This is a genomic window from Xanthobacter sediminis, assembly GCF_043195015.1.
In the GTDB taxonomy this organism is placed as follows: domain Bacteria; phylum Pseudomonadota; class Alphaproteobacteria; order Rhizobiales; family Xanthobacteraceae; genus Xanthobacter.
Genome location: NZ_JBAFWH010000063.1, coordinates 1 through 335 on the forward strand (window position 1 = coordinate 1; position 335 = coordinate 335).

At 65.7% G+C, this 335-nt stretch carries 1 protein-coding gene; it reads right to left on the minus strand.

The genetic code is table 11. The features are described from left to right. A partial coding sequence (locus V5F61_RS21210) for an AAA family ATPase (RefSeq protein ID WP_394104092.1) occupies positions 1–324 on the minus strand: 324 nt, incomplete at its 3' end. Between the last annotated feature and the right edge of the window lie 11 nt (positions 325–335).

A 335-nucleotide genomic window follows, 5' to 3' on the forward strand; every position in this document is an offset into this window, starting at 1 on the left:
ATTGATGGAGGTGATCACGCCGCGGCCGGCGCAGCCCACGCCCGGCTCCGGGCCACCAGACTCCACGCAACGGATGTCGCGGAAGCCGACCTTCATCACGTCCTCGAGCTCGAGGTCTTCCACCGAGCCGGCGTTGGCGGCCAGCGAGAGGATGGTGTCCTGGGCCTTGGCGTGCAGGATCAGGCGGGTGGAGTCGGCCTTGGGGTCGCAACCCACGATGAGGATCTTCTGGCCCATCTCCGCCAGAGCGGCCAGGGTGTTCTGCGAGGTGGTCGACTTGCCGATACCACCCTTGCCGTAAAACGCGATCTGTCGCAGCGACATCTTGCTCTCCT